The 18,473-nt window shown below is 32.2% G+C and carries 13 protein-coding genes; 9 read left to right on the top strand and 4 right to left on the bottom strand.

Annotation, left to right across the window (positions count from 1 at the left end; all coding sequences use genetic code 11):
- The first annotated feature begins 2 nt into the window (after positions 1–2).
- The 7 genes from CELLY_RS05440 to CELLY_RS05470 all read left to right on the top strand — a co-directional run bounded on the left by CELLY_RS05440 (position 3) and on the right by CELLY_RS05470 (position 9,769).
- Positions 3–968 (top strand): tryptophan 2,3-dioxygenase family protein, encoded by a 966-nt coding sequence (locus CELLY_RS05440; RefSeq protein ID WP_013620656.1) that lies wholly within the window; start codon positions 3–5, stop codon positions 966–968.
- The gene (locus CELLY_RS05445) at positions 968–2,257 is read left to right on the top strand and encodes a peptidoglycan DD-metalloendopeptidase family protein (protein ID WP_013620657.1); all 1,290 of its coding nucleotides are present in this window, start codon (positions 968–970) and stop codon (positions 2,255–2,257) included. Before CELLY_RS05440 ends, CELLY_RS05445 begins: the two co-directional genes overlap by 1 nt.
- A 2-nt stretch (positions 2,258–2,259) precedes the next feature.
- Positions 2,260–3,906, top strand: coding sequence for a glucose-6-phosphate isomerase (gene pgi / locus CELLY_RS05450; protein ID WP_013620658.1), 1,647 nt, complete (start codon positions 2,260–2,262; stop codon positions 3,904–3,906).
- 174 nt (positions 3,907–4,080) lie between these two features.
- Positions 4,081–6,612, top strand: coding sequence for a TonB-dependent receptor (locus CELLY_RS05455; RefSeq protein WP_013620659.1), 2,532 nt, complete (start codon positions 4,081–4,083; stop codon positions 6,610–6,612).
- 20 nt (positions 6,613–6,632) lie between these two features.
- Complete coding sequence (locus CELLY_RS05460) at positions 6,633–7,766, top strand: hypothetical protein (protein ID WP_013620660.1); 1,134 nt, start codon at positions 6,633–6,635, stop codon at positions 7,764–7,766.
- Positions 7,767–7,903: 137 nt separating this feature from the next.
- Complete coding sequence (locus tag CELLY_RS05465) at positions 7,904–9,283, top strand: endonuclease (protein WP_013620661.1); 1,380 nt, start codon at positions 7,904–7,906, stop codon at positions 9,281–9,283.
- A gap of 48 nt (positions 9,284–9,331) precedes the next feature.
- A complete protein-coding gene (locus tag CELLY_RS05470) occupies positions 9,332–9,769 on the top strand; it encodes a hypothetical protein (protein WP_013620662.1) in 438 nt (145 codons plus the stop codon).
- Between the two features lie 78 nt (positions 9,770–9,847).
- Here CELLY_RS05470 and CELLY_RS05475 read toward each other — a convergent pair whose 3' ends face one another.
- Positions 9,848–10,909, bottom strand: a complete 1,062-nt coding sequence (locus tag CELLY_RS05475; RefSeq protein ID WP_013620663.1) for an endonuclease/exonuclease/phosphatase family protein — start codon at positions 10,907–10,909, stop codon at positions 9,848–9,850.
- 65 nt (positions 10,910–10,974) lie between these two features.
- On the opposite strand from CELLY_RS05475, the gene CELLY_RS05480 reads away from it, so the two are divergent.
- Together CELLY_RS05480 and CELLY_RS05485 are read left to right on the top strand one after the other, a co-directional pair.
- Complete coding sequence (locus CELLY_RS05480; RefSeq protein WP_013620664.1) at positions 10,975–13,707, top strand: TonB-dependent receptor; 2,733 nt, start codon at positions 10,975–10,977, stop codon at positions 13,705–13,707.
- A 1-nt stretch (position 13,708) separates the two neighbouring features.
- Positions 13,709–15,061 (top strand): DUF5689 domain-containing protein, encoded by a 1,353-nt coding sequence (locus CELLY_RS05485; RefSeq protein ID WP_013620665.1) that lies wholly within the window; start codon positions 13,709–13,711, stop codon positions 15,059–15,061.
- On the opposite strand, the gene CELLY_RS05490 is transcribed toward CELLY_RS05485, so the two are convergent.
- From CELLY_RS05490 to CELLY_RS05500, 3 genes are all read right to left on the bottom strand, one after another.
- Positions 15,058–15,462: a response regulator gene (locus CELLY_RS05490; RefSeq protein ID WP_013620666.1), complete on the bottom strand. Its 405-nt coding sequence runs from the start codon at positions 15,460–15,462 to the stop codon at positions 15,058–15,060. The genes CELLY_RS05485 and CELLY_RS05490 overlap by 4 nt on opposite strands.
- Before the next feature lie 5 nt (positions 15,463–15,467).
- Positions 15,468–17,666 (bottom strand): PAS domain-containing sensor histidine kinase, encoded by a 2,199-nt coding sequence (locus CELLY_RS16640; RefSeq protein WP_013620667.1) that lies wholly within the window; start codon positions 17,664–17,666, stop codon positions 15,468–15,470.
- A 194-nt stretch (positions 17,667–17,860) separates the two neighbouring features.
- Positions 17,861–18,466, bottom strand: coding sequence for a DinB family protein (locus CELLY_RS05500; protein WP_013620668.1), 606 nt, complete (start codon positions 18,464–18,466; stop codon positions 17,861–17,863).
- Positions 18,467–18,473: the final 7 nt, after the last annotated feature.

Below are 18,473 nucleotides of genomic sequence, written 5' to 3' on the forward strand. Positions count from 1 at the left end.
TAATGGACAATAAAGAAAAGATAGCGTCTCAAATTTTAAAATTAGAAGAAAAATACAAAGGATCTGGACAAGATTTAAGCTCATACCTAGATGGGTTACTTTATGAAAAATACCTTACCTATTGGGATTATATTCATTTAGACACGCTTTTAAGTTTACAAATACCAAGAACACATTTTCCGGATGAGGAAATTTTTATAATGTATCATCAAATAACGGAATTGTACTTTAAGTTAATTTTACATGAGCAAAAGCAAATTGTAGATGACAAATCTCAAGATGTTGATTTTTTTATAGAAAAGGCCAATAGAATAAACAGCTATTTTAAAGTTCTTATATCTTCATTTAGTATTATGATTAATGGTATGGATAGAGAGCAATTTTTAAAATACAGAATGGCGCTATTGCCAGCTAGTGGTTTTCAGTCTGCACAATACAGAATGATAGAACTTTATGCTGCTCCTTTAGAGAACTTAGTTCATAAAACAAAAAGAGAACAGTACTCATCAGAAAACAGTATTGAAGAACTTTATGAAGAAATTTACTGGAAAAACGGAGCTACAGACAAAGATACCGGAGAAAAAACACTAACACTTAAACAATTTGAGTACAGGTACACACCGCGTTTAATACGTATTGCCAACCAAGTAAAAGACAATACAATTTATCACAAATACCTTGCCTTGCCTAAAAAAAGTCAAGAAAACAAGGAGTTAATAAGCGCATTAAAAGCATTAGATATAAATGCAAATGTAAATTGGCCACTAATGCATATGGGCTCTGCTTACAAATATTTAGCTAAAGATAAAGAAGCTATAGATGCTACCGGAGGAACCAATTGGAAACAATATTTACCTCCAAGTTTTCAAAAAGTAGTGTTTTTCCCTTATTTATATACAAAAGAAGAGTTAAATAATTGGGGAAAAGAATGGATAGACCATATCTTTAACCCCGAAAAATCTAAATAATGCAAAAATTTCTTCTTACACTTTTAACAATTTCTATTTTTATCTCTTGCAAGGATAGCAAGGTAAAGCCTAATAACAACATCCCAGAAGTAGAAACTATAGAAAAACCTGTAGTAGCAATGGAGTATGGTTTTAACCTAGATAACTTTACTGTTTTACAAGACACAATTAGAAGCGGCGATAGTTTTGGAGAGTTAATGACTAACAATAAAGTAGATTATCCAAAAATTTATAAAATATCTGAAGAATACAAAGATAGTTTTGATGTACGCCGTATTAGAGTTGGCAAACCTTATGTTATTTTAAAATCTAAAGACACTACACAAACTGCACAATATTTTATTTATGAAAACGACCGTATTAATTACACGGTTGTAGACCTAAGAGACTCTGTAAACGTTTATAAGAAAAAGAAAAAAGTTACCTACGTAGAGCGCGAGGCATCTGGTATTATAAACACATCTTTATCTGAGGCTATTTTAGAACAAGGCATAGATTACAATATAACTAATAATTTATCTGAAATATATGCTTGGTCTATAGATTTCTTTAGACTACAAAAAGGAGACAAGTTTAAGGTTATATATAAAGAACGTTATATTAATGATAGTATTTATGCCGGATCTGAACCAATAGAAGCTGCCTACTTTGAGCATAATGGCAAACCTTTTTATGCTTTTGAGTACGTAACAGACTCTCTAAAACAAATAGCAGATTACTATGACCAAGAAGCAAACAACTTAAGAAGAGCATTTTTAAAAGCTCCTATTAAGTTTAATTACAGAATATCTTCTCGTTACAATTTAAAAAGAAGAATTAAATATTATGGCTACAAGGTAAGGCCACATAAAGGTACAGATTATGCTGCAGCAATAGGAACACCAATTATTGCTACTGCAAATGGTACTGTAGTAGAATCTACAAGACGTGGTGGCAATGGTAAATTTGTAAAAATTAAACACAACGGTACATATAGCACGCAGTATTTACATATGAAAAACCAAAACGTTAGAAAAGGAGACTACGTTTTACAAGGAGATGTAATTGGTTGGGTAGGTATGACAGGTAATACTGGTGGTCCTCACGTTTGTTATAGGTTCTGGAAAAATGGAAGACAAGTAGATCCTTTAAGAGAAAAACTACCAACTGCAGAAGCAATTGCCGACAGTTTAAAAACTGGTTATTTGGAATATATTAAACCAAAAATGTCTCAGTTAGATAAAATTGTTTTTCCTAAAAAAATAATTACTCAAGAAGAAGATAAAGAAGAAAACATAATTAATCCATAATAATGGCATTACAGAACACCAACCCTACTAAAACTGCCGCTTGGCAAAAATTACAAGAAAACTATACTAACACTAAAAATCTTAAGGTTAAAGATTTGTTTAAGGATGATGAAAATCGTGCTAAAAAACTAACCATAAAAGATAACGATTTTTTGTTTGACTATTCTAAAAACAGAATTACAGAAGATACTGTAAAGCATTTATTAGAATTAGCAAACCAGGTAGACCTTAAAGGAGCCATAGAAAACTACTTTAAAGGAGAACCTATAAACCAAACCGAAGGAAGAGCTGTTTTACACACTGCCTTACGAGCAAAAGAATCTGACACAGTTTTAGTTGATGGTAAAAACGTAATACCTGAAATTTATGCTGTTAAAGAAAAAATTAAAAATTACACAGAAAGTATAATATCTGGTAAAAGCAAAGGCTACACAGGTAAAGCTTTTACAGATGTAGTAAATATTGGTATTGGAGGGTCTGATCTAGGACCAGCAATGGTTGTAGAATCTTTAAAGTTTTACAAAAATCATTTAAAAATGCATTTTGTAAGCAATGTAGATGGTGACCACGTACACCAAATACTAAAAGAACTAAACCCAGAAACTACATTATTTGTGGTAGTTTCTAAAACTTTTACAACACAAGAAACACTTAGTAACGCTACCACTATAAAAAAATGGTTTTTAAACCCTGAATTTAAAACCAAAGAAAGTGATATTGCACTACATTTTGCTGCCGTATCTACCAATGCAACTAAAATAGCAGAATTTGGCATAGATGCAAACAATGTATTTCCTATGTGGGATTGGGTTGGCGGACGTTTTTCTTTATGGAGCGCCGTAGGTTTAAGCATTGCTTTATCTGTAGGTTTTACCAATTTTAACAACCTATTAATGGGTGCTAACGAAATGGATGAGCACTTTAGAAATACAGATTTTTCAGAAAACATACCGGTTGTATCTGCCCTACTAACTATATGGTATAACAATTTTTACAATGCAGAAACCGAAGCTATAATTCCTTACTCGCAGTACCTAAGTAGATTTTCTGCTTATTTACAACAAGGAATAATGGAAAGCAACGGAAAAAGTGTAGACCGCAATGGAGACCCTGTAACATACCAAACAGGAACTATTATTTGGGGAGAACCAGGAACCAACTCTCAGCACGCATTTTTTCAATTAATTCATCAAGGAACTAAAGTTATTCCTGCAGAGTTTATAGGCTTTAAAGAGTCTTTGTTTGGAGATCAAGATCATCAAGACAAACTAATGGCTAATTTTATAGCACAAACCGAAGCTCTTTTAAACGGAAAAACAAAAGAAGAAGTACTTGCAGAATTACAAGAAAAAGGACTTTCTGATAAAGAAATAGAAGACCTACTCCCTTTTAAGGTTTTTGAAGGCAATAAGCCAACAACTACATTACTAATAAACAAATTAACGCCAAAAAGCTTAGGAAAATTAATAGCTCTTTATGAACATAAAATATTTGTTCAAGGCATTATTTGGAATATTTTTAGCTATGACCAATGGGGTGTAGAATTAGGAAAACAATTAGCCAGTACAGTTTTAAAAGATATAAATTCTGACAAAAATGAAACTCATGACCCATCTACACTACAAATTCTAGAGGGTTACAAAAAATAGAAACTACCTACTAAAATTATTAAAATGGCGTTGATAACTTCTTGTTTATCAACGCCATTTTAACTTAAATTTATGTTATTTTTGCGTTAACTGATTTAACATTCTGTTAACGTACAAGTAGTAGAAATTATACACTTTTGTGCCGTTAATAAAAAACTAAAGAACAAAAGAAAAATGAAAAAAAAGTACTTCGTTTTTGTCGCTATGTTATTATGTACGGCATTCGCATTTTCTCAAGGAACCATCACTGGTAAAATATTGGATGGTGATTTAGGAGGACCTCTACCAGGAGCAAGTGTAGTTGTAAAAGGAACTACAAATGGTATGGCTGCCGATTTTGACGGTAACTTTAGCATTGAAGCACCTAGCAACTCTGGTGTATTAGTGGTATCTTATATTGGATACATCACTAAAGAAGTAAGCTTTAATGCAGTTGGAAATGTAGGTAACATTACATTAATGCCAGATGCAGAGGCTTTAGAAGAAGTTGTTATTGTAGCTTCTGTAGCTGTAGACAGAAAAACTCCGGTTGCTGTTTCTACAATTAAAGCTGCTGACATTGAACTAAAATTAGGAACACAAGAATTTCCTGAAGTATTAAAATCTACACCTGGTGTATACGCTACTAAGTCTGGTGGTGGTTTTGGTGATGGTAGAATTAACCTTAGAGGTTTTGACTCTGAAAACGTTGCTGTAATGATTAACGGTGTACCTGTTAATGATATGGAAAACGGTAGAGTATACTGGAGTAACTGGGCTGGTTTATCAGATGTTACTTCTTCTATGCAAGTACAAAGAGGTTTAGGTGCTTCTAAAGTAGCTGTACCTTCTATTGGTGGTACAATAAACATCTTATCTAAAACTACAGACGTAGAAAAAGGTGGAAGTATTATTGGTGGTGTTGGTAATGATGGATATCAAAAATACGGTGCTACTTTATCTACTGGTTTAATGGATAACGGATTTGCTGCTACAGTATCTGCATCTAAAACAACTGGTGAAGGTTATGTAGACGGTACGCAATTTAATGGTTTTAACTATTTTGTAAACATCTCAAAGCAGATTAATGATAACCACAAATTATCTTTAACTTCTTTTGGTGCTCCACAAACACATGGTCAACGTCAAAACAGAAGTTCTATTGACACTTACAGAAATGCTGAAAGTGGTATTAGATTTAACCCAGATTGGGGTTACAAAAACGGTCAAGTTACTCATATAGAAGACAACTTCTACCACAAATCTCAAACTTCATTAAACCACTATTGGAATATTAATGACAAATCAATCTTATCTTCTGCTTTATACGCCTCTTGGGGTAAAGGTGGTGGTGGTGGTACTGCTGGTAACACAGACTTATTTAACACTAGATTAGGTGGTTTTGATCAACCAGTAGACTTAGACAACATCGTAGAAATTAACCGTGAAAATGGCCGTCAAGGTTTTGGTTCTGATGCTTATTTAAGAGCTTCTATAAACAACCACGAGTGGTTTGGATTCTTATCTACTTACAAAAACTCTTTAACTGAAAACTTAGATTTATTAGTAGGTATTGATTTAAGAGATTACACTGGTGATCACTATTCTGAAGTTACAGATTTATTAGGTGGTAGCTATGCTTTAGATAATGACAATGAAAACAACCCTAATGCTAGGTTACAAGTAGGTGACAAGCGTCAGTATCATAATGTTGGTAATGTAGGTTGGCAAGGTTTCTTTGCACAAGCAGAGTACTCTCAAGACAAACTTTCTGCATTTTTATCTACTGCAATATCTAATACATCATACCAAAGAATAGATTACTTTAACTATTTAGATTCTGATCCTGATCAAAAAACTGATAGATATAACTTTTTAGGTTATAGTGTAAAAGGTGGTGCTAACTACAATATAGATGACAACCATAATGTTTTTGCTAACATTGGTTACTTTGAAAAAGCTGCAAACTTTGGTGGTGTATTTGTTGGATTTGACAACGAAAACCAAAACCCAGATGCAGAAAACCAAAAAATATTTAGTGCTGAAATAGGATACGGTTACCGTAGTGAAAAATTAGCTGCAAACCTTAACATTTACAGAACTACTTGGAATGATAGAACAGAAACAGCTACATTTAACAACCCTGATGGAACATTAGGTACTGCTAACATTTTAGGAGTAAATGCACTACACCAAGGTATAGAATTAGATTTTACATATAGAGCTACAGACGAGTTAACTATAACAGGTATGGCTTCTTTTGGTGACTGGAGATGGCAAAACAATGTTACAGATGTAGAAATTTTTGATGAAGATCAAAACTTAGTTAACACAGTAGATATCTACATTAAAGATTTACGTGTTGGTGATGCTGCACAAACTACAATGGCTTTAGGACTTAACTATGAAGTTATGCCAAAAACCAACCTTATTGTAGATTACAACTACTATGATAACTTATATGCTAACTACGATCCTAGTGACCGTGGAGATGCGTCTACTCCAGAAGCTTGGAAAGTGCCTGATTACGGTTTATTTGATGCTGGTTTAAGACACGGATTTAAATTAGGTGAGTTTGATACTACTGTTACATTAAGAATGAACAACGTATTTGACACAAGATACATTGCAGATGCACAAGATGGTGGTGACCACGATGCATTAACTGCTAGTGTTTTCTATGGTTTTGGAAGAACTTTTAGCATAAGCACAAAAATTAGATTTTAATTAAAAAAGCATATTTTAAGATGAAAAAAATTATATATTCACTTATCGCAATTGGGTTATTCTTAACCTCTTGCGACCCAATGGAAGACATTAACAAAGAGTTAGATGTTTTAAATGCTATAGATTCTGAGATAGGAAACCTTGAATATACATTTACCGAGGACGATTACAAAGATTTCTTTGAGTTTGACTTTGCTAACTTTAGTTCTGTAGATGATGCAAAAGCATTAATTCCTAATTACTTAACAGAAACTTACCCATTTTTAGGAGTTACCTATAACAACGATAAAGAAGTTGAAGAAGTTTCTTCTGCTTTAATAACTTTTGATTGGTACAATAGAATACCAACTTATGAAGCAGAAATTAGAGTTTTAACTGCAGAAGAGCATAATGCTATAACAGGAGAAACTTACGGTAATTTTTCTGATGAAGATCATGTATTTGATTTCTTAGCTGCTGAATACCCTGCTGCTGAAGAAGGTGATTTTGTTTCTTTACGTTATGAGTACTACGCAGGCACTACTACTGAGCTTACAGATGGTTTCTTATTTGAAAACGGAGCTTGGACTAGATATGCTGGTTTTACACCTGCAGAATATAATGAAATGGGAGAAAGCTACCCTAATTTTTCTAGCCATGATGAAGCTGCTTTAAAAATACCTGTTACTTTACCTGAGCGTTTTAAATTTGATGCTAAAGAAGCTGGTGATATTGTAGTTGCAACTTATGAGCTTTACACTAAAGTAGGAGAAGATGCAAATGGTAACGACATTAGAGGAACTGTTACTTACACTAGCAATTTTATATTTGATGGTGCTAACTGGTCTAAATACAATAATGTTGCTACAGAAACTATTCAGTTTGCACACAACGGTATTACTTGGGTTCCTGACAATACAATTAAGTACACTTTAACTGCTGCAGATTATGCCTCAGTAGGTAATGGGCAATACAATAACTTTGATGTTAGAGAAGGTAAAGCTGAAGCTACAGTTGAATCTAGATTAGCTAAAATAAATACAATTTTGCTTGCTAATTTCCCTAATTCTGAAGAAGGTCAAAAATTCTCTGTAACTTACAGTGTATACTCTGGATCTAACGAAGTTTGGATTATGAATGTTATTTTAGAAGGTGGAGCATACGTTCTACAATAATAGGCTAACATTTTAAAAAATTTACCTCTATCTATACATTTAGATAGAGGTTTTTTTATAGAAAAAGTTTAACGCAAAAAAACAAAGGCTTAAATTAGCTGCATACTTTTAAAGTATCAATTTTTAGTAAAGACAAGATGATGACGAAATCTATTTTAAACATAAAAAAATACACTTACACTATACTTTTATCTGCAATTACATTAGGATGCAGTAGCTCTGATGGAGGCACAGAACAACCAGACCCAGAACCAACTCCTGTAAACAAACCAATTGCAGTAGATGATGAAGTAACAGGTATAGAAAATGAAGAGTTAATTATAAGTTCACTTTTAGAAAATGATTCTAGAATTGGAGCCACAATAACTTCCTTTGACGCTACCAGCACCGGTGGCGCCACAATTATTGAAAATAGAGATGGCACATATACTTATACCCCTAAAGCAGATTTTATAGGCGTAGATACATTTACATACACAATATGTGATACTGAAGAAACTCCCAACTGTTCTACAGCTACAGTAACCGTTTCTATTGTAGATGAAGGAGACCCTGTAGCTATAGATGATGCCTACGCAACTGTAGAAAATACAGCTACCACAATTACAACTGCTTTAGATAATGACACTATTATTGATGATGCCATATTAACATCTGTAGATGGTAGTGGATCTAGTGGAACTGTAGAGCTTAACAGCAACGGAGAAATTGTTTATACACCACAAAGCAACTTTACTAGTAATGATTCTTTTACATATACCATTTGTGATAATGATAAGCCTGATGCTACTTGCTCAACAGCAACAATTACTATTACAATTGCCGAAAAACTAAGTTTTAATATACCAGCAGAATTACAAGAATATTATTCTAACGTTGCTTTTTCTAACAATGCAGAAGTTACTTTAAACGCTTTAAAAGAGCACACAACTAACAAACACACAACTATTTTATCTTACGGGCAAAGACACAATTATTTGTATAATGCAGACGAAGATGAAACTATAGCAGACAACGTAATTTTAATGTATTCCGGTGAAAGTAGAGACCACAGAGAATATCAGTCTGGCTCTAATAGTCATTCACCACAAACATTTAATACAGAACATATTTTCCCTCAGTCTAAATTAGGTTCTAATATCGCCGTTTCAGATTTACACCATTTACGTTCTTGTGATGCTATAGTAAATGAAGACAGAAGTAATTTTGCGTATACAAATGGATCTGGCGAGTACAAATTAATAGATAGCAACAAATGGTATCCTGGAGACGACTGGAGAGGAGATGTTGCACGTATGGTACTTTACCTAAATATTAGGTACAATGAAGATATTACGCAAGTAGGAACAATGGATTTATTTTTAGAATGGAATGCAGCTGACCCCGTATCTAGTTTTGAAATACAACGTAACAACGTAATTGAAGAAGCACAGGGCAACAGAAATCCATTTATAGACAACCCTTATTTAGCAACAATAGTTTGGGGTGGTAACGAAGCAGAAAATAAATGGGAATAAGCCCAAAAAACCTTATTTTTTATTACTTTTATAGTTAAACAATTTACTATGTATACTACAATTTTAAACTTACATTCTTACTTTGCTTTTATAGTTTTAGCTATCTTAATTTTAGCTGTTATAAATGCTATTTCTGGGTTAACATCTAAAAGAGATTTTAACTTAAGTAAAGACTTTAGAGTGTCATTATTTGCACTAATATTATCGCATTTACAGTTACTTATTGGCCTAATTCTATTTTTTGTTTCTCCTAACGGACTAGAAGCAATTACAACTAACGGAATGGGCGGATTAAGTTCTGCGGCTCGTTTATTAGCCGTAGAGCATCCATTTATAAACATAATTGCAATAGTGTTTATTACAATTGGCTGGTCTAAACATAAAAAAGTAATGGAGAGTGCTAAAAAATTTAAATTAATAGCCATTTTTTATGGCTTAGGATTACTATGCCTTTTAAGTAGAATTCCTTGGGGACAATGGTTCTAAAATAGATACAAAAAACAAAATACTAAAAAACCAAGTGATACAATTCACTTGGTTTTTTTATACCTAAAAGCAGACAAATTAATTATCCTCTTTTCTAATTAAATAAATGTACACCGGAAAATGATCACTGTAACCTCCAGTATAACTACCTCCAGAATATGTTCTTTTAGGGTAACCTTTGTACCTACCCTTACTAGTTATTAAATATGGGGCATTATATATACACGCTTTCCAGAAAGAGTAGCTATCCTTTTGTTTATTTACCAAATTTCCTGTAAAAAATATTTGATCAAAAACATTCCACTTATCCCTATAGGCTAAAGAACCCTCGCCTTTTCTATATAGTTCATCCATAGGATTAAACAATATACTATCTGAAACCTTTTTTAATCTACCTTCAGTTTGTAGCACCTTTTTAAAACTCTTGTTAGTTGGGTCATCATTAAAGTCGCCCATACTAATAATTTTAGCATTTATATTCACCCGCTTAACAGAGTCTATAATTCTTTTATTAAGAATAGCAGCTGCTATTCTATTAGGTCTGCTCCGCGCCTCACCTCCACTTCTAGATGGCCAGTGATTTACAATAAAGTAAATCTCCTCATTATCTAATAATCCACCAACAATTAATTGGTCTCTAGTGTAATCTCTATAATTACTATCTTTAAATAAAAGTAGTCTATGACTTTTAAAAGATGTTGGTATAAATGCTTGTTTTTTATATAATAAGGCAACGTCTATACCTCTTTCATCAGGAGAGTTATAATGTATAACCCCATACCCCTTATTTATTAATGCTGGTTGCTGAATTAAATCTGTTAAAACTGTATCATTTTCCACCTCACAAACACCAATTATATCTGGTGAAGAATTAGTAACACTACTACCAATTTTAGCCAATGTAGTAGACATATTTTTAAGTTTTGCCATATACTTATCGCTAGTCCACTTATCTTTTCCTAATGGTGTACGATCATCATCAAAAGTATTAGGATTGTTAATTGTGTCAAATAAATTTTCCAAATTGTAAAAAGCAATAGTTCTAATTTGATAACGTTGCTTAGACTGAGCTATTAAAGTTATTTTAGTACATAAATAAATTATCAAGAAAAAACCTATACATTTACTAGTGATATTCATTTGATTAACAATTTTTCACATAAAAATAAAGAAATTTCCTTAAAAAACTCTATTTTCACAGAGTTATGCGATTGTTTATCAATATTTTATCTTTATTATTTGCAGTAAATACAGTAGCTGCTCAAGGTAAATATACCATTAAAGCAACAGTAGAAGACCCACAAAAAAAATCATTACAATTAGCTGGCACAGTAGACATACAAAATACAAACTCTACCACAAGTATTATAAATAATGCTTTTAAAATCCCTGTTAACAAAGGCAACTACATAATAAAAATTACGGTTAAAGATTACAGCACAGTAAAGCTACCAATAACAATTACAAACGACAATATAGATTTGGGTACTATTTATTTACAGAAAGATATTACCGTTGAGAAAGTAGACAACTTAATAACCTTAACAGATGCGGCCCTATCTGAAGAAGAAACCAGTACAATTACATCGGGCTTATTACAAGCAACCAGAGACGTGTTTTTATCAAGAGCTGCCTTTGATTTTGGACAGGCTTTTTTTAGAGTTAGAGGATACGATTCTAAATATAGCAAAGTATTAATAAATGGTATTGCTATGAATAATATTAGCGATGGAAGACCTCAATGGAATAACTGGGGAGGATTAAATGATGTCACAAGAAACCAAGAATTTACTTATGGACTACAACCTGCAAAGTATAGTTTTGGCGGTATTTTAGGAACAACAAATATTAATACACAACCGTCTAAAATGAGACCTGGAACAAGAGTTTCATTTTCTGCAGCAAACAGAACTTATACAGGACGCGTAATGACTACCCACACATCATCAACAAACAAAAAAGGGATAACCTACAGCATATCTGCCTCTAGAAGATGGGCAAAACAGGGATATTTAAATGGAACATTATATGATGCTTATTCAGTATTTGGCGCCTTAGAATACAAGTTAAATTCAAAAAACACATTATTAGCAACAGCAATAGCTGCAACTAACCGTAGAGGCCGGTCTTCTGCAGTAACAGAAGAAGTCTTTTTACTAAAAGGAAGAAAATATAATCCGTATTGGGGACTACAAAACAACAAAATTAGAAATTCTAGAGAACGTAAAATTACACAACCTATTTTAATGTTTAATCATATTTACACAACTACAAACACCACTATAAATACAGGGGTTAGTTACAAATTTGGCCCACATAAAAAAAGTAGGCTAGGCTACTACAATGCTCCAAACCCAGATGCTACATACTACCGTTATCTTCCTAGTTTTTATATAAATAGTCCAATTGGCGCTAATTTTGAAAGTGCAGAAACAGCAAGACAATCGTTTATTAAAAACTCTCAAATAAACTGGGGTAATATTTATAACGCAAATAACACTTATGAAGATGCTAAGGCATCTTATGTTTTATATAATGATGTTGTAGATGATAAAACTATAACTTTTAACTCTACGGCAAATATTACACTTAACAAGCATTTCACTATAGATTCTGGCATATTATACAAAAACCTCAGCGCTAAAAATTATGCTATTATTGATGATTTATTAGGAGCAGAATACCATTTGGATATTGACACATTCTCTAATACTAGCAATGATGTTAATGGAAATAACAACAAAACAAACAATCAAATTTTTAGCTATAACTACAACTTAACCGCAAGTAATTTAAATGCATTTGCACAAATAAAAGCTACGTATAAAAAGTGGTATGCATCATTAGCTATAAACACAAATACAATTAGTTACCAAAGAAATGGTTTATTTAAAAATGAACGCTACCCAGAAACATCAATAGGAAAAAGCAATAAAGTAAATTTTAATGCACTAAATTTTAAAGGATCTTTTACCTATAAAATAAACGGGAGACATTGGGTTAATGGCAAATTTGCACTCATAAAAAAACCTCCAACAATACAAAATACCTTTATTAACCCAAGAGAAAACAATGCAGTTGTTAACAATATTAAAAACCAAACAATTAGAACAGGAGATGTAAATTACTTTATACGCTTGCCAAAACTAACTGGTCGTGTTTCTGCATTTTACTCTCTGTTTAATGACAAAACTGATGTTAATTTCTTTTTTGTAGAATCTGGAATTGGGTCTGACTTTGTACAGGAGGTAGTTACAGGAATAGACAAAAAACACAAGGGTATTGAAATTGGCTTGGAATATGAGCTATCTTCTGCCGTTAAAGTTACAGGCGTAGCAGCAATAGCAGACTACACCTACAATAACAACCCTAATGTTGCTATAAATTTTGACACCACTAACAATGATGAAAATGCAATAAACTTAGAAGGGTATAGCAACTTAGGAGAAAGCAACATTAAAAATTACAAGCTTGCTCAAGGGCCACAAAAAGCAATTGCAATAGGCTTAGAGTATAGAGACCCTAAATACTGGTGGATAAGTGGCTCTGCTAACTTTTTAGGTAATAACTACGCTAATATATCTACCATTACCAGAACCCGTAGTTTTTACTTAAACCCAGACACCAATGAACCCTTTACAGACGCTACCCCAGAGAACGTAAACAAATTACTTGCTCAAAATAAAATGAAAGATTTTTACTTACTAAACATTGTTGGCGGAAAATCTTGGATTATAAATGGCAAATATGTTAGTGTATTTGCTAGTGTTAATAATGTTTTTGATACCGTTTTTAAAACTGGTGGTTATGAACAGAGTAGAAACGGAAACTATGGGCAAATGAAACAAGACAATTTAAGCACCTCCCCATCATTTGGCACTAAATACTGGTATGGCTATGGGCGTACATACTTTTTAAATTTAGCAATTAGCTTTTAATATGATTTTAAAAAAACACCTAACAATAAGTATCTCATTTTTTTTAATAATAAGCTGTGTTAAGGACAAGGATTTTGACATTTCAAAAACCAAATGTTCAGAGCTGGTATACAACTTAAGCTTAATTAACTTAAACACTATTACTGAGGGAGATATTACACAAGTGCAAGAAGACATAATTATAGAAGGCTACATTGTATCATCAGACATAGAAAATAATTTTTTTGGAACAATACATATTCAAGACAAAGCCATAGAACCTACAATCGCTATTTCTTTCCTAGTAGATTTAAGAGATTATTATTTACAATATAAACTAGGAGAAAAAGTAGCTATAAAACTAAAAGGGCTATACATAGCTAAAAAAAATAATGCTTTTGTAATTGGTGGTGTTTTTACTTCTTTTGGGAACCAGTCTGTTGGCCGGCTACCAAGTTTACAAGTGCAAGAACATATGTATGCAATATGCACCAACCAAACTGCTAAAGCTACAAAAACCACTATAGAAGATTTATCTTTTAGTATGATTAATACTGTGGTAGAACTAGATAACTTGGAGTTTATTGAGGAAGAACTAAGTAAAACGTTTGCAAACGAAAAAGAAGAAACAGAACGAGTACTTAAAGATTGCCTAGGAAACCAAATAAAACTTGTTAACAGTGGTTATGCAGATTTTGCAACTAATGTACTGCCTAATAAAAACGGAAATATTACAGCTGTTTTAATTGAAGATAAAAACGAATTAAAACTAAAAATTAGAACAATTGCAGATTTAAGCTTTAACAACAACAGATGTCCTCCTATTGTAACCGAATTTACCTCTACTGCTATTTTTTTCTCAGAAATAGCAGACCCTAACAATAACACTGGCGCAAGGTTTATAGAGTTATACAACTCTAGCAACGAATCTTTAGACTTAAACAATTGGAAAATTAATAGGTACACCAACGCAAGTACAGATATTAGCTCTAGCTTAGACCTAACTGGCTATAGTATTAATGCAAAAAGCACGCTTGTAATTTCTCCTAATAAGGATGAATTTATTACTGTTTATGGCTTTGAACCAGACATAAGCATAGGAAAAAATAGTGTTGCAGACTCTAATGGTGATGATAACTTAGTGCTAAAAGATCCATTTGGCACTACTATAGATATTTTTGGTGTTATTGGCGAAGATGGTACTAATACCAATCATGAGTTTGAAGATGGCAAAGCCCAACGTAAAGAAACTATAAGTATGGGCTCTAGCACATATATGTTTAACCAGTGGTTAATTTTTAATGACACCGGTAGCAGTAACACTACAAATACACCGCAAAATGCACCAGATGATTTTTCTCCTAAAGTGCGTTAGGCACTCAAATCATCTAACATATTTTTTAAATCTTTTGGCGTAACTGGCTTTAAAATATAATCTGTAACAATATCATAGGTCTTAACCCTCTCTATATCTCTTGGGTCTATAGATGAACTAACTATGTAAATAACAACATCTTTTCTAATAGCCTCTGGTATTTTTACAAAATCATCTAAAAACTCCCAGCCATTCATTATTGGCATATTAAGATCTAAAAATATTAATCTTGGTAATTTTTTTTCAACTATAGATTTTTGAGTTAATTCTTCAATAGCATCCAAACCGTTTTCAAAAACTTCAATTTCCTCAGAAAAACCTACTTCTTTCATTATACGTTTAGTGCCATAAACAAAGATTGGATCATCATCTATTATGCAAGCGCTAAAAATTTTATTCATACAAATTATTTAAAACAATTAAAATATAGTGTAAATGTTGTACCTATGTCTACAGAGCTTTCAACTTCTATCTTTCCGTTCATAGCCTCTATTTGACTCTTGGTAATAAAAAGCCCAATACCTTTGGAGTTTTTATGCTTATGAAATGTTTTATACATTCCAAAAATTTTGTGCCTATGCCTTTTCATATCAATGCCTAAACCATTATCAGAGAAAGTAAGTACAACTTTATCTCTTTCCCTTTTGGTTTTTACATCTATTACCAATCTGCGTTTTGGGGAACTATATTTAATACTATTTGTAAGTAAATTTAATAAAATACTCTCTAAGTATGCAGGCACAGCACTAACTACAAACTCTTTAGGTATTTGTATGTTTAAGATAACATCATTTTCTTTTAGGTGGGCTATTATACTTTTCCTAACAGAATCAAAAGTTTCTAAAATACTTACACCCTCTAACTTACCAAGCACATTTAATTTAACACTAACCACCTCGTTTAAATGCGTAATAGTCTCATCTAAACTATCAGAAGACTCATTTAACATATTAATTAAATTAGCCCTTTCTTCTGGGTCTGTCTCATTAATTAAAAATCCCGTAAGCATTGATAGGTTTGTAGAATGAGACCTTAAATTATGAGATACTATATGTGCAAAGTTAGTTAAACTCTCGTTTTGGTCTGCAGTAATTTTTAATACTGATTTTACTTTGTTTTCTGCTTCCTTACGAGATGTAATATCTACCACCTGTGATATAAAGTGAGATAAGCTTCCATCTATTTTTGTTACCTTTGTTACCGATAAAATTACATAAACGGTATGTCCTTTTTTATGAAAATATCTTTTTTCTATTTGGTAATTATCAATTTCCCCTGCAATTAATTGATCTAAAAAATTTAGATCTTTTAAATAATCATCTGGATGGGTGACATCTTGAAAAGTTAAATTCATTAACTCTGCTTTAGTATACCCCAAACTATTACAAAGACTTTTATTTATTTTTAGCCATTTACCATCTAAGCCAATTAAAGCCATACCTACAGAAGAGTTGTTAAAAACTCCAGCAAAAGACTCTTTTCTTTTGTCTAATTTTAAAACTGCATGTCTGTATTCTGTAATATCCCAATTAGCCCCTATCATTTTTACAGCACCAGTATTTTGGTCTTTGTGTAATTGCCCAATAGATTTTATGTACTTTATACTCCCGTTTCTCTGTTTTATTCTAAACTCGGTATTAAACTCATCTTTATTCTGTATGGCATAATGCATTTCATTTATTACCCTATCTCTATCTTCTTCTACAAGTATACTTTTCCAGGCCTTGTGTAAATTTTTTTGTGTAGATGTTTCCGCTCCGTATAAAATTAAAGTTTCATTATCGCAACTAAGTTCTTGCTTAGCTAAATCATAGTCCCAAACACCAATATTTGCTGTTTTAGTGGCAATATTTAATCTTTTTTGAACTTCAGAGTGCACTAATTCTGCTCTCTTTCTTTCATCTATATCTTGAAAAGATCCGGTTAATTTTACAGCTTTGCCATTTATATACTCTGCTCTACCAATAGCCCTAACCCATTTTTCTTCTCCGTTAACCGTAATTATTATCAACTCTTCATCCCAAGGAGTTCCGTTACTAATAGCCTCGCTTATTAAAGAAACTATTTTTTCTCTATGGTATCCTTCTTTATAAAAGTTAATTCCGGTTTCTAAATTAGGCACATAATCATCATCTAAACCGTGTATTTTTTTTGTAATGCTGGTCCAGTACACCTCATTACTTATTAGGTTTACCTCCCAACCACCTACGTTTGCTACTTCTTGTGCTTTTAAACGGTATTCATCTTCGTTTCGCTTATGAGAAATATCTTCTCTTACTATAATTAGCCCTCCTACTTTGTCTTTCTCATTTTCCCAAGAGTTAATTTTGTAATTAAACCATTGTACTTTTCCGGTTTTATCTACAACCTTTTCTCCTTCAAAACTAATATAGCTGCCTTTTAAACAATACTCGTGTATTTTTTTTATATCATCTGTTGTGTCAGGAAAAACTTCATAATAAGACTTACCAATAATTTCTTTTTCTGTCTTTCCTATTTTACGCAACCAAAATTTAGAGCATTTTACAAAATGCATATTAACATCTAGAACACCTATCTCTATAGGTGCGTCATCAATAAATATATTTGTATGTGTTTTCTGCAAAGCTTAGCCTCTCTTTAATTTAAATATAGCATATTTCTAACCAAGTAAGAAATAACTTTATTTAAAAAATATTTTTTAGTGCAAAAATGATAAAAAATATTGCAAATACCGTAAATATCAATCAATTAAAAGAAAAAAAGGCTGTGCTTTTGTTAAAAACACAGCCTTTTACAGTAAAACATTATAACTATTCACTAATTTTTAGGGAAATTTTCATTATTCATTATTTCTTTTATCTGTAGTGTATGTCTCTCAGAATGAGCAGAAATAAATACCATTAATTGTACACCATCTAATGTACCAAAAGACATTTCTCCGTAATGATTTCTTAAGTTATCTTTTGTTTTTTTAGCATATTTAATATTTTGTTTTCTTTTTGCAACAAAAGCTTTAATAGTTTCTTTATGGCTGCCAAACTTACCGCTAGGCTCAATTGCAGATGGCGCTTTAGCTTTATTTTTTCTATTTAACATTACACCAATCACCTCATCATCAGTAAATTTAACTTCTTTTCTTTTAGATGCGTCTGCTGGCACTTGCACTGCCTTTTCTACCACACTAAAAATAGAGCTCTCTGATATTGCTATATGCTCTACGCACTCTGCTACAGACCAAGACTCTGGACTTGCTTTAAAGTTTAACTGCTCACTACTTAATCCTTTAATAGTTTTTAACAACTTTTTACTTGTCCTAGTCATTTCTGTTACTACTAACTCTTTATCTGCATTATTTAACCCTTGTTTTGATGGAACAAAACCTAATAATAGTAATGCCAATAATCCGTAAACTAATTTCTTCATTTTTTTG

The sequence above is a fragment of the Cellulophaga lytica DSM 7489 genome (assembly GCF_000190595.1).
Taxonomy (GTDB): Bacteria; Bacteroidota; Bacteroidia; order Flavobacteriales; family Flavobacteriaceae; genus Cellulophaga; species Cellulophaga lytica.